The 11,447-nt window shown below is 57.0% G+C and carries 14 protein-coding genes; 11 read left to right on the top strand and 3 right to left on the bottom strand.

Going from position 1 to position 11,447, the window contains the following annotated elements:
- Positions 1–202 precede the first annotated feature (202 nt).
- From AC2FF7_RS14680 to AC2FF7_RS14670, 3 genes are all read right to left on the bottom strand, one after another.
- Complete coding sequence (locus AC2FF7_RS14680) at positions 203–568, bottom strand: SPW repeat domain-containing protein (protein WP_496905841.1); 366 nt, start codon at positions 566–568, stop codon at positions 203–205.
- A 107-nt stretch (positions 569–675) separates the two neighbouring features.
- On the bottom strand, positions 676–1,626 hold the full coding sequence (locus AC2FF7_RS14675) for an AraC family transcriptional regulator (protein WP_496905840.1): 951 nt from the start codon (positions 1,624–1,626) through the stop codon (positions 676–678).
- 116 nt (positions 1,627–1,742) lie between these two features.
- Positions 1,743–2,609 (bottom strand): branched-chain amino acid aminotransferase, encoded by an 867-nt coding sequence (locus AC2FF7_RS14670; RefSeq protein WP_170755433.1) that lies wholly within the window; start codon positions 2,607–2,609, stop codon positions 1,743–1,745.
- 160 nt (positions 2,610–2,769) lie between these two features.
- On the opposite strand from AC2FF7_RS14670, the gene AC2FF7_RS14665 reads away from it, so the two are divergent.
- The 11 genes from AC2FF7_RS14665 (at position 2,770) to AC2FF7_RS14615 (ending at position 11,212) form a co-directional block, all read left to right on the top strand.
- On the top strand, positions 2,770–3,282 hold the full coding sequence (locus AC2FF7_RS14665) for a MarR family winged helix-turn-helix transcriptional regulator (RefSeq protein ID WP_480870543.1): 513 nt from the start codon (positions 2,770–2,772) through the stop codon (positions 3,280–3,282).
- A complete protein-coding gene (locus tag AC2FF7_RS14660) occupies positions 3,279–3,980 on the top strand; it encodes a response regulator (RefSeq protein ID WP_170355711.1) in 702 nt (233 codons plus the stop codon). Before AC2FF7_RS14665 ends, AC2FF7_RS14660 begins: the two co-directional genes overlap by 4 nt.
- Before the next feature lie 69 nt (positions 3,981–4,049).
- Positions 4,050–4,976 (top strand): histone deacetylase family protein, encoded by a 927-nt coding sequence (locus AC2FF7_RS14655; RefSeq protein ID WP_480870540.1) that lies wholly within the window; start codon positions 4,050–4,052, stop codon positions 4,974–4,976.
- On the top strand, positions 4,973–5,215 hold the full coding sequence (locus AC2FF7_RS14650; RefSeq protein ID WP_170355709.1) for an exodeoxyribonuclease VII small subunit: 243 nt from the start codon (positions 4,973–4,975) through the stop codon (positions 5,213–5,215). Before AC2FF7_RS14655 ends, AC2FF7_RS14650 begins: the two co-directional genes overlap by 4 nt.
- Positions 5,216–6,082, top strand: a complete 867-nt coding sequence (locus tag AC2FF7_RS14645; protein ID WP_480870536.1) for a polyprenyl synthetase family protein — start codon at positions 5,216–5,218, stop codon at positions 6,080–6,082. It begins immediately after the preceding gene.
- A 16-nt stretch (positions 6,083–6,098) separates the two neighbouring features.
- A complete protein-coding gene (gene dxs, locus AC2FF7_RS14640) occupies positions 6,099–8,027 on the top strand; it encodes a 1-deoxy-D-xylulose-5-phosphate synthase (protein WP_480870533.1) in 1,929 nt (642 codons plus the stop codon).
- 203 nt (positions 8,028–8,230) lie between these two features.
- Positions 8,231–9,454: a tyrosine-type recombinase/integrase gene (locus AC2FF7_RS14635; protein ID WP_496905839.1), complete on the top strand. Its 1,224-nt coding sequence runs from the start codon at positions 8,231–8,233 to the stop codon at positions 9,452–9,454.
- Between the two features lie 456 nt (positions 9,455–9,910).
- Positions 9,911–10,105, top strand: coding sequence for a helix-turn-helix transcriptional regulator (locus AC2FF7_RS14630; protein WP_480870527.1), 195 nt, complete (start codon positions 9,911–9,913; stop codon positions 10,103–10,105).
- A gap of 118 nt (positions 10,106–10,223) precedes the next feature.
- Positions 10,224–10,358 carry a hypothetical protein gene (locus tag AC2FF7_RS14625; RefSeq protein WP_480870524.1) on the top strand — a complete coding sequence of 45 codons (135 nt, stop codon included), beginning with the start codon at positions 10,224–10,226 and terminating at the stop codon, positions 10,356–10,358.
- Positions 10,351–10,692, top strand: coding sequence for a hypothetical protein (locus tag AC2FF7_RS14620; protein WP_480870521.1), 342 nt, complete (start codon positions 10,351–10,353; stop codon positions 10,690–10,692). Before AC2FF7_RS14625 ends, AC2FF7_RS14620 begins: the two co-directional genes overlap by 8 nt.
- Positions 10,685–11,212, top strand: coding sequence for a helix-turn-helix domain-containing protein (locus AC2FF7_RS14615; RefSeq protein ID WP_480870518.1), 528 nt, complete (start codon positions 10,685–10,687; stop codon positions 11,210–11,212). The genes AC2FF7_RS14620 and AC2FF7_RS14615 overlap by 8 nt, the downstream gene beginning before the upstream one ends.
- The last annotated feature ends 235 nt before the right edge of the window (positions 11,213–11,447 follow it).

Below are 11,447 nucleotides of genomic sequence, written 5' to 3'. Positions count from 1 at the left end.
AGCCAGAATAGACTGTTCATGATATACCCCTGAAACTCAGGGGCTTGAATCACGCAGCCAAGTCGACGGCAACCAAATTAATAGGTCCAGAACCTAGGGACCACGAGATTGGTGAGCGGCAGTGAGCCGCCTGTTTGTAAAACAAGCGGCTCAGATTTTTGAAAGTATCACGACGATATTGTGACACTTGTGGATAACGCATTCACGCTGTCACTCCCTCTTCCGGCGTGCTGAGCGAGATGACGGCGACCACCGCAGCGCCGTTTAACCAGTAGAATACCGCATCCACGCCCGAAAACCCAAATAGGCTAGGCGCAGCCAGAAACGTCACTCCGACCAGAAAATCCACGGCCAGATGAAACTTATAGGGTAAGACGCGCCAGATCCCCAGGTGATGGTTGGTCAGAACGGTAAGCACAAAAGCGGCAACACCAGTGACGACCGACAACCACAGCGCCAACGGATTGGATTGACCCAGCCCCAAAAGAAAAGGCAGCGTCATCAGGGCGATAGCGACGGGATAGTCCAGATAGGCATGGATATTGCGCGTAACGAAACGAACAGACATTATATTTCCTTTCCTTGCTTGGTATGGCTCCAAGGTAGGTCGGAAGGCCTGTACGTTTCAGTCCGGATCGTCCGCAAAAAATTGCAGATCGTCCAGAAATCAGGGCATCAATGCATTGATCGATATGCTGCCGGCGACAGGCCGACCTGTTTCTTGAAGACGCGGGAAAAGGCTGCCTCGGATGCATATCCTACTTCGGCCGCCGCATCTGCTACATTCCACCGGTTTTCAGTCAGACCGTGGCAAGCGATCTGCATCCGCCAATCGGTCAGATATTGCATCGGAGTTGTCCCCATCTTCTCGGAAAACAGTTGCGCAAATGCGGTGCGGGACATTCCAGCCTCGCGCGCTAAGCTCTCAACACTCCAGTCCTGCGCGGGCGCCTGATGAAACGCTGTCAGCGCGCGGGACACACGCGGGTCAGCAAACCCGGCCAGCGCGGATTCGCTGGGGCTTTGATGTTCCAGATGAGCGCGGATGGCCTGCGCAAACAGAACTTCGGACAGTTTTAGCGCGATTAAATCGCCGCCAATCCGCGTTCCACCAATCTCGGACCCAATCATCCGCAGGGTAGACTCGATCCAGGCCCCGGCTTCCTCGCCGTAATTCTCGATCAGGATATAAGGGGGCAGCCGGTCGATCAGCATATGTCCGGTACCCTGCCGCCCGGGTGGCTCAGTGAAAGAGAAATGCCCGCAGATCAGTTGTGTATCGCGGGTCTTGTCCTCGCCGCCATAGATCAGCACGCCATCACCCTGATAGCCTGCATCCTGCAGCACCTGTTCCAGCGGCAGCGCATCCAGCGGTTTGACCTCGTTGCACAGCAGCGCATGGGCTGATCCATGCGGGATCAGGATCAGATCGCCCTGCTTCAGACGCAGGATTTCCCCTGTGTTAGAGACATGAACCTTCAGTTCACCGCGCTGCACAAAGTGAAACCGGGCTACGTTTTCAAAGGCCGGTACCTGAATGCCAAAAGGGGGCGTGAACGAAGTTCGGAAATAAAACGTACCGCGCAAAGACAGGCGGGTGAGGATATCGCTGAGAAGGTCCAACATAGACCTAACGTACAATCGTCTGCCAAAACATCCAGCAGCCCGGACGATCTGCACAATCTCTTGAACGCTGGGCAAAGAAAAAACCCCGCCAAAGCGGGGATGTGATTCCTTGTGAATCAGGCGCGGACCAGCGCCTCGTACGCGGCAGCGATCTCGCGGGTGATGTCGCCCACTTCGAACGTGTAGTCGCCGATTTGCCCGACCGGAGTGACCTCGGCTGCGGTGCCGGTCAGCCAGCATTGCTCGAAATCGGCCATTTCTTCCGGCATGATGTGACGTTCGATCACATTCAGACCCTTGTCTTTCAGCATACCAATCACGGTCTGGCGGGTAATGCCGTTCAGAAAGCAATCGGCCAGCGGGGTGTGAACCTCACCATCCTTAACGAAAAACACGTTCGCACCGGTCGCCTCGGCCACATAACCGCGGTAATCCATGAACAATGCGTCCGAGCAGCCCTTGGCCTCGGCCTTATGCTTTGAGATGGTGCAGATCATGTAAAGACCCGCCGCCTTGGCGTGGACGGGGATGGTTTCGGGGCTGGGGCGTTTCCATTCCGCGATATCCAGCTTGGCACCCTGCATCTTTGCGTCGCCGTAATAGGCGCCCCAAGGCCAGACTGCCACAGCCATCCGCACAGGGTTTTTAGCCGACGCGACACCCATATCCTCACCCGAGCCGCGCCAGACCAGAACGCGCACATAAGCGTCCTGCAGCCCGCTGGCTTTCAGAGTCTCTTCCTTGGCGGTTTCGATTTCGTCCAACGTGTAAGGCATCGGCATATCCAGCGCCTCGGCCGAGGCGATCAGGCGCTCGGAATGTTCGCGGCTTTTGAAAATCTTGCCATTGTAAGCGCGCTCGCCTTCAAAGACCGAGGACGCATAATGCATTGCGTGTGTTAGGATATGGACATTGGCTTCGCGCCAGGGAACCAGCTTGCCATCCAACCAGATGACACCATCACGATCATCATACCCCGCCATGCGAAACCTCCTGAACCGGGTCGAAATTTTCGATTATTGCGCCAATTAAGTCCGAATCGGACATAAAGTTGCGCAAAAACTGCGATTCGATACCTGTCTCCTCTTGGAATGTCAATAACGCTGACATAAACTCGGGCAGAAGTAACGTATGAGGCATGATATGTCTGACACCCGTCCCGCCCAGGTTTTCGGCGGCGAAAGCCTGTTGTTTCTGACAGATGAACAACTGCGGCAGGGGATCGAAGCGATGTTTTTTGCCTATCGCGGGTTCACAGCGGATCCTGATCGCATTCTGTCGGACCTTGCCTATGGCCGCGCGCATCATCGCGCGATCCACTTCATCAAACGCGCGCCAGGGACAACGGTTAACAACCTGCTGGCCATATTGGGGGTGACAAAACAGTCTCTGAACCGGGTTTTGCGCACGTTGATCGAGGACGGTTTGGTCGAAAGTCGCGTTGGAACAGTGGACAAACGCGAACGGCACCTATTTCTAACCCATGAAGGCGAAGCTCTGGAAGCGAAACTATCAGAAGCCCAGCGCGTTCGAATGCGTGCCGCTTACAAAGACGCAGGCCCCGAGGCCGTGTCAGGGTTTCGTAAAGTACTTGAAGCCATGATGGATGCTGATATGCGTCATGCATACAAGAAATTACGGGATACCACCTCATGAGCGATATGGACGCCCATCTGCTGATCGTTGACGATGACGAACGTATCCGGGATTTGCTCAAGAAATTTTTGATGCGGAACGGATTTTTGGTTACGGCGGCGCGGGATGCGGCCCATGCACGTCGGGTTTTGTCGGGGTTGGATTTCGACATGATCGTGCTGGATGTGATGATGCCAGGGGAAGATGGTGTCAGCCTGACGAAGGCGCTGCGCGAAACCCATGCGACGCCCATCCTGTTGTTGACAGCCCGCGGCGAGACCGAGCATCGAATTGCAGGGCTTGAGGCGGGGGCAGACGATTATCTGGCCAAGCCGTTTGAGCCCAAGGAACTACTGCTGCGCATCAATGCCATTCTGCGGCGCATGCCCGAAACGCCAGCACAAGAGACTGTCAGCAAAATCCTAACCCTGGGTCCGATCCGGTACGACGTCGAAAAAGGTGAGATGTGGCAAGGTGAAGAACCTGTTCGCCTGACCGCAACGGAAAGCCAGTTGATGAAGATTTTCTCGGCCCAGCCTGGCGAGCCGATCAGCCGGTCGAAACTGGTTGAAGATCTGGGCCGCGACAAGGGTCAGGCACAGGAACGCGCGGTGGATGTCCAGATCACCCGGCTGCGGCGCAAAATCGAACAAGACCCCAAACAGCCGCGGTATTTGCAAACTGTACGCGGCGCGGGTTACATGTTGGCTCCGGACTGATTGAGCCGCTGCGCGGTGATTTCATGCCTTCGGCGAGGATATTTGTAGCCAGATGAAGATGGGATCCCGATGAAGACTGCGCTTTTGACTCATGCGGATTGCCTTGGACATGTAACACCCGAGGGCCATCCTGAACGGGTCGCGCGGTTAGAGCATATTCTGCACGCTTTGGAACCATTGGATTTGGATCGCAAGACTGCGCCCTTGGCAGCGGATGATGATTTGCTGCGTATTCATCCCGAAAGCTATATTCAGGATATTCGCCGTGCCGCTCCGACCGAGGGGTTCCGTCAGGTTGATGGCGATACGTTTCTGTGCCCAGGCTCGGTCAGTGCCGCCTACCGCGCGGCGGGCGCGGCTGTTCGTGCGGTGGATTTGGTGCTTGGTGGTGAGGCCCCAAATGCGTTTTGTGCGGTTAGGCCGCCCGGCCACCACGCGGAAACGGACACCGCAATGGGGTTTTGTGTTTTCGGTAATGCAGCGCTGGCCGCCAAACACGCGCTGGACCATCACGGACTGAAACGGGTCGCCGTTTTCGATTTCGACGTCCACCATGGTAACGGCACGCAGGACCTGTTGTGGGACGAAAAACGTGCGTTGGTCGTCACCAGCCAGCAAATGCCCCTGTGGCCGGGTTCGGGCCGGCCTGACGAGACCGGAACATTTGACACCGTTTTGAACATTCCCCTGCCTCCGGGCTCAAGCGGGGTGGTGATGAGGGCAGCTTATCGCGCGCTGGCCTTTCCGCGTCTCAGAGAGTTTCGGCCCGAGCTGATAATCATCTCGGCCGGGTTTGACGCGCATCAGGACGATCCGCTGGCAGAGTTGAACTGGTCCACAGATGATTTCGCATGGATCACCTCCGAACTTTGCAAAATTGCGGGCGAAGCATGCGGCGGTCGTATCGTCTCGACTCTGGAGGGCGGGTATGATCTGAGAGCCCTGTCCGAAGCCACCCGTGCTCATGTGGAAGAATTGATGAAGGCAGCCCAATGACCGAGACACCCGTCGACCAGATGACATTCGAACAGGCCATGAAAGAGCTGGAGACCGTGGTCGGCCAGCTGGAACGTGGCGATGTTGCATTGGACCAGTCCATCGCGCTGTACGAACGCGGAGCGGCGCTGAAGAAGCGCTGCGAGGATGAGTTGAAGCGAGCCGAGGAAAAAGTGGCCGCGATCACGCTGGACGCCAATGGTCAGCCGACCGGGACTACGCCTGTCGAAGGTCAGTAAATGTTTCGAGACAGATTGGCGCAGGATGCGGCGTTTATCCAGGACCACTTCAATACGGTTTTGGGGGCGCTGGACGATCTGGATGTGACCCGGGCGATGGCTTATGCCACCGAGGGTGGGAAAAGGCTGCGCGGATTTCTGGTATTGGAAAGCGCGCGGTTGCATGGGGTCGACGCCGATCGCGCGATTTGGCCAGCTACGGCGATCGAGGCGCTGCACGCGTATTCGCTGGTCCATGATGATCTGCCTTGCATGGATGATGATGATCTGCGCCGGGGGCGGCCCACGGTTCATGTGAAATGGGATGAAGGCACCGCCGTTCTGGCCGGGGATGCTCTGCAAACGCTTGCCTTTGAGTTGTGCGCGCGTGCCGAGGTGGGTGAAGCCGCAATTCGCGCGGATTTGACCCTAACGTTGGCCAAAGCCAGCGGTGCGCAGGGGATGGTTCTGGGTCAGGCGCTGGATATCGCGGCGGAAACAGCGGCCAGCCCGCTGACGCTGAATCAGATCACGCGGCTGCAGGCGGGCAAAACCGGGGCTTTGATCGAATGGTCGGCCTGTGCGGGCGCGCGATTGGCGCAGGCGGATGCGGACCCGCTGCGCCACTATGCCCGCGCTCTGGGGCTTGCCTTTCAGATCGCGGATGACATTTTGGATATTGAGGGCGATGCCGAAAAGGCCGGGAAGCGCCTGCAGAAAGATGCACAGGCGGGCAAGGCCACCTTTGTGTCGCTGCTTGGGTTGGAGGCCGCCAAGGCCCGCGCGGCCGAGCTGGTGGATCAGGCCTGTGCTGCGCTGGATGGCTATGGGCCTGCCGCTGAAACCTTGAAGGACGCCGCCCGCTTCGTTATTGCCCGGGACAGCTAAGCCAGGAATGCGCCATATGTCTGACCGCCCCAATACGCCTCTGCTGGACCTTGTGAACCGCCCTGCGGACCTCAAGCAGTTCTCGGACTCGCAATTGCGACAGGTCGCGGATGAGCTGCGGGCTGAGACCATCTCGGCCGTGTCTGTCACCGGGGGACATCTGGGGGCGGGGCTGGGTGTGGTCGAACTGACCACGGCGCTGCACGCCGTTTTTGACACGCCGCGCGATAAGATCATCTGGGATGTGGGGCATCAATGTTACCCGCACAAAATCCTGACCGAGCGGCGTGACCGCATTCGCACCCTGCGCATGAAAGACGGCCTCAGTGGCTTTACCAAACGCAGCGAAAGCCCCTATGACCCGTTTGGGGCCGCGCATTCCAGCACCTCAATCTCTGCGGCGCTTGGGTTTTCCGTCGCGCGCGATTTGGGCGGTGTCACGCCTGAAGGCTTGGGTGATGCGATTGCCGTGATCGGCGATGGGTCGATGTCCGCAGGCATGGCGTTCGAGGCGATGAACAACGCGGGCCACCTGAAGAAACGCCTCGTTGTGATCCTGAACGACAATGAGATGAGCATTGCGCCCCCGGTTGGTGCGCTGTCCAGCTATCTGTCGCGGATTTATACCGAGGCCCCGTTCCACGATCTGAAAGCCGCCGCCAAAGGCGCGGTGTCCCTGCTGCCGGAACCCTTCCGCGAAGGGGCGAAACGCGCCAAAGAGATGCTTAAGGGCATGGCCATGGGCGGCACGTTTTTCGAAGAACTTGGCTTTTCCTATATCGGTCCCATCGACGGGCATGACATGGACCAGTTGCTGCCGGTTCTGCGCACGGTCAAGGCGCGGGCAACCGGGCCGATCCTGATCCATGTGCTGACCAAGAAAGGCAAGGGCTATGCCCCCGCCGAGCAAGCCCGCGACAAGGGGCATGCAACCGCGAAATTCGACGTGGTGACCGGCAAACAGCACAAAGCGCCTTCGAACGCGCCGTCCTATACCTCGGTCTTTGGCAAGACACTGGTGGATGAGGCCGGGCGCGACGACAAGATAGTAGCTGTGACCGCTGCGATGCCCGATGGCACCGGACTCAACTTGTTTGCCGAACGCTACCCTTCACGCTGTTTCGACGTGGCGATTGCCGAACAGCACGGCGTGACCTTTGCTGCCGCACTGGCCGCAGGCGGGATGAAGCCGTTCTGCGCCATGTATTCGACTTTCCTGCAGCGCGGTTATGATCAGGTTGTGCATGACGTGGCCATTCAGCGCCTGCCGGTTCGGTTCGCCATCGACCGCGCGGGCCTTGTGGGGGCCGATGGCGCGACGCACGCGGGATCGTTCGACATCGCTTATCTGTCCAACCTGCCGGGCATGGTGGTGATGGCCGCCGCCGATGAAGCCGAGCTGATGCACATGGTCGCCACAGCCGCCGCACATGACGAAGGCCCCATCGCCTTCCGGTATCCGCGAGGCGAGGGCGTGGGCGTAGACCTGCCCGAACGCGGTGAGGTTCTGGAAATCGGCAAAGGCCGCATTATCCAGACCGGCGCGCGCGTCGCCCTGCTGTCCTTCGGCACCCGTCTGGCCGAGGTGCAAAAGGCGGCCGAGGCGCTTGCCGCCAAAGGCATCACGCCGACCATTGCTGATGCGCGATTTGCCAAGCCACTGGACCACGGCCTGATTCTGGATCTGGCCGCCAATCACGAGGCACTGATCACCATCGAAGAAGGCGCAATCGGCGGGTTCGGAAGCCATGTGGCGCAGCTGCTGGCTGATGAGGGCGTGTTTGATGACGGCCTGAAATACCGTTCAATGGTACTGCCCGATATCTTCATCGATCAGGCCAGCCCTGCTGATATGTACGCGGTGGCCGGGATGAATGCCGAGCAGATCGAAGCCAAAGTGCTCTCTGTTCTGGGCGTGGCGACAATCGGCGAAAAACGCGCCTAATCTTTGTTTTTGCGGAAAATGGTGCCTCAAGAGGGCACTGAACAAAGTAATCACTAAGCGTCATTGTCCTTCACAAGGTCAGAAAGTTACGATTAATAATAAGGTATTTATAGGATTACCCCATCACATTGCGTCAAGATACATCTTGATACCGCAGGAAAAAGAGGGGATAAAACGGGGGACAAGAAGCACCAAGAGGGGATATGGCCGGAAGTCTCTATAAGCTGAGCGCCGCAAAGGTTCGGAGCGCGGGCATTGGCAAACACAGCGACGGTGGCGGGTTGTACCTGTACCGCTTGGCCACAGGCAACCAATGGGTGTTTCGCTTCACTATCTCGGGCAAGCGCAAGGAAATGGGTCTAGGTGGCTTCCCTGGGGTGTCGCTGGCGCAAGCCCGTGAAATGGCTGATGCTTATCGCTGGATCGTTAAAAGCGGCGGCAACCCGATAGAGGTACGGAAAGCAGAGAAAGAACAGGCTGCGGCGGACCAGATAGCCAATGATCCGAAGGCCCGCGAAGAGCGACTGCTCAAGAATATCGCTCCCTTGGCCTTTGAGGCGCGCAAAGCGCAGCTAAAAGGTGATGGGGAGGCTGGCCGCTGGTACAGCCCGATTAAGACCCATGTACTGCCCGCGCTGGGCGATACGCCGGTCGAATATATCACCGGCACCGCGATAGCCGATGCACTACGCCCGATTTGGCACACCAAGACTGACGTGGCCAGAAAGTCACTAACCCGGCTCAAAGCCTGCTTGAGCTATGCAAGCGCCAAACGGTACGAAATCGACCGTCATGCGATAGAGGATGCCCGCGAACTGCTAGGCAAACAGGTTCACAAGCCCGAGAACATACCGTCGATGAATTGGAGGGATGTCCCGACGTTTTATCAGAGCCTTGAAGGCGGCGGCACGGTTCAACTCGCTTTGCAATTGCTAATCCTGACAGGGCTACGGTCGAAGCCTATCCGGTTTGGGCAGATTAGCCAGATTGAGAACAACCTCTGGATCATACCGGCAGAGCTTGTGAAAGGCCCGCGCGGCAAAACGGATGATTTCCGCGTACCGCTGTCAAAAGAAGCAATACGGATCGTGGAATTGGCTGAGAAGACTGCCCGCGATGGATATTTGTTCCCCGGAGCGCGCAAGGACGTCATCAGCGATGCCAGCATGTCCCGACATATGGAGCGGTTGGGACTTGAGGCGCGACCTCATGGCTTCCGTGCCAGCTTCAGGACGTGGGCTGACGAAGCGACCAGCACGGATTATGAAATCAAAGAGACCGCGATAGGCCACAAGGTCGGATCAGCCGTTTCGCGCGCCTACCAGAGATCTGACTACTTTGACGAACGTCTGCTGTTGGCTGAACGTTGGGCCGCTCACGTTACAGGAAAAGAGGTCGTTTCGATTCGGGGGAATGCGAATGCGTGACCATTGGCCAATAAACCACAGCTTATCCACAGCTTATCCGCAAAACCGACCCTTTATCCCCCTGTATATTGTGGAAATCATGAAACCTGTCATCAAGGTATTGCGGTCCAAGATGCGCGGGGTCTATGCTCGTTACATAAGCAGTACACTTCACGATTGCTTATGAAGCTCCACCGCAGGGGGGCGCCTAAGTTGTAGGATACGCCGGCGCCCCACCTGCTTAGAACGAAACCTTAGCGAAAAGGCCTCGAATAGAATGCAATTCTCAGGAGAACATCGCGGCTCACATTTTCAGCCGACTATTCTTTGCTTCTCCTTCTCGTCATACGTTTTTATGACGACTGCCAGAAAAATTGGCAAGGATAAATGTCCGCTGTTGCAGACACTATTCTTGTCAATGTCTTTGGGAATTCGGTGCTCTATTCCTGGTTTTTTCCTTTTTTCAAGGAAAACTAGATGGCAGAGCAGAACGCAAAAACCGCAAACCTGATCCGTCTTACGGACGCTATCAGGCGTTACTCGTTGAGCCGGTCCACATTCGACCGAGCGGTCAAAAAGGGTGCTATTACAAAGCACACCGTAGGGCGTGCAGCGTTCGTGGACACCCATCAGATTGATGCCTGGATCATGGGTGAAAGCCTGAGCGCATAACGAAATCCCGCGCCAATGGGACGTCATTGGACACGGGTGATTTCGTTCTCACACTGTAGAAAATCTACACTCGAAATCTATCGTGTTTCGTCCCTCCGCGCAAGCGAGGACAGAATACATGAAAATAGTAAGCAACTACGACTCAAAACAGGCCGCTTCCAAGAAACCTAACGAGCGCCGATACTACTGGTCGCCTTTGAGTCATTCGGTCGAACGGGTGATCGTACGGAAAGGACGGGTCGAGCATGGCTGATATGTCCTTTTCCAAATCGCGCAATCAAAGCTATGAAGGCGGGCTGGATGACGGCCCCCTTTCCTGGACCGATCATCGGGAAACCGCTGAGAACTACCACGGCGAACTCTTTCGCCATGGTATCTATCGCGTCTCTGTCTGCCGGGATGGTATCCAATGGTTGTTTCAGCGTCAGAGACCCCAATTTCCGACCGGGGGAGCGGCCTGGGACACGCTCGGGTACTCTGTGTCCAAATCCGGCCTAACCCGGCTCGTCCGGGCGCATATCGGCTGTGACATACCCGAACTGCATACCTTGCCTGAGCAATTCAAGCGGAGGTGTCGCGATGAGTAGGCGAAGGTCTCCTAAGGGCAAACGGTCGGATGAGGGCCAGTTCGTTTATCTGCCCTACGCCATGATCAAGTCCCCGGCGTGGCGGGCTCTGTCCGGACCTGCAGTGAAACTCTGGCTGGAGCTCCACACCCGCTTCAATGGCGGCAACAACGGCAAGGTGTTTCTGTCGATGAACGAAGCGGCAGAAATCTTGGGGCTTGGTAAAGCCACCGTTCAGCGGGCTTTCGCAGAACTTCAGGACAAGGGATTCCTTGTGCTGGAGCAGGAAGGCAACTGGTATCACCGTCGCGCCCATGAGTGGCGTTTGACCACCAAGGCCATGCAGACCCGGTCCGGCAAAAAAGTGGCTACCGACGACTGGCGGTTCTGGCAGCCCCAAAAAACAAAACGCGGTTCTGAGACGGACCCGTCACCTTCATCTGTGGTTCCGTTTGAGAACCCAAAGACCTCTGATGGTTCCATATCAGAACCCGTCAGGCCGGTTTCTCTCCGATCGGTCGGTTCTGATTTGGAACACTAATACTAACCACTCTGTGAGAAGCAAAGAGACATACGAAGGAACAATGAAGGTCGACTAAGGAGCAGGCCAGCGCACCATCTTAACGGGGGGGGGTAGGTCAATCATGGTTGCTTTCGCACCACATACCGACACACCCGCCGTTTACACATATCCGCAATTCAGAAATTCGAGGTACAGAATGCCCAGACCAAAGACACCACTAGGCAAGGCGATCCTGACAGGCGCCGCAAAGAAA

The organism is Ruegeria sp. YTSC325, from assembly GCF_059609525.1.
This window is presented reverse-complemented; position numbering and strand designations above follow the sequence as displayed.

Coding starts and splice junctions, on each gene's coding strand:
- AC2FF7_RS14655 (WP_480870540.1), top strand. CDS start 4,050: ATGAAGACTGCGCTTTTGACTCATGCGGATTGCCTTGGACATGTAACA.
- AC2FF7_RS14615 (WP_480870518.1), top strand. CDS start 10,685: ATGAGTAGGCGAAGGTCTCCTAAGGGCAAACGGTCGGATGAGGGCCAG.
- AC2FF7_RS14635 (WP_496905839.1), top strand. CDS start 8,231: ATGGCCGGAAGTCTCTATAAGCTGAGCGCCGCAAAGGTTCGGAGCGCG.
- AC2FF7_RS14670 (WP_170755433.1), bottom strand. CDS start 2,609: ATGGCGGGGTATGATGATCGTGATGGTGTCATCTGGTTGGATGGCAAG.
- AC2FF7_RS14665 (WP_480870543.1), top strand. CDS start 2,770: ATGTCTGACACCCGTCCCGCCCAGGTTTTCGGCGGCGAAAGCCTGTTG.
- AC2FF7_RS14645 (WP_480870536.1), top strand. CDS start 5,216: ATGTTTCGAGACAGATTGGCGCAGGATGCGGCGTTTATCCAGGACCAC.
- AC2FF7_RS14675 (WP_496905840.1), bottom strand. CDS start 1,626: ATGTTGGACCTTCTCAGCGATATCCTCACCCGCCTGTCTTTGCGCGGT.
- AC2FF7_RS14650 (WP_170355709.1), top strand. CDS start 4,973: ATGACCGAGACACCCGTCGACCAGATGACATTCGAACAGGCCATGAAA.
- AC2FF7_RS14660 (WP_170355711.1), top strand. CDS start 3,279: ATGAGCGATATGGACGCCCATCTGCTGATCGTTGACGATGACGAACGT.
- AC2FF7_RS14630 (WP_480870527.1), top strand. CDS start 9,911: ATGGCAGAGCAGAACGCAAAAACCGCAAACCTGATCCGTCTTACGGAC.
- dxs (WP_480870533.1), top strand. CDS start 6,099: ATGTCTGACCGCCCCAATACGCCTCTGCTGGACCTTGTGAACCGCCCT.
- AC2FF7_RS14680 (WP_496905841.1), bottom strand. CDS start 568: ATGTCTGTTCGTTTCGTTACGCGCAATATCCATGCCTATCTGGACTAT.
- AC2FF7_RS14620 (WP_480870521.1), top strand. CDS start 10,351: ATGGCTGATATGTCCTTTTCCAAATCGCGCAATCAAAGCTATGAAGGC.
- AC2FF7_RS14625 (WP_480870524.1), top strand. CDS start 10,224: ATGAAAATAGTAAGCAACTACGACTCAAAACAGGCCGCTTCCAAGAAA.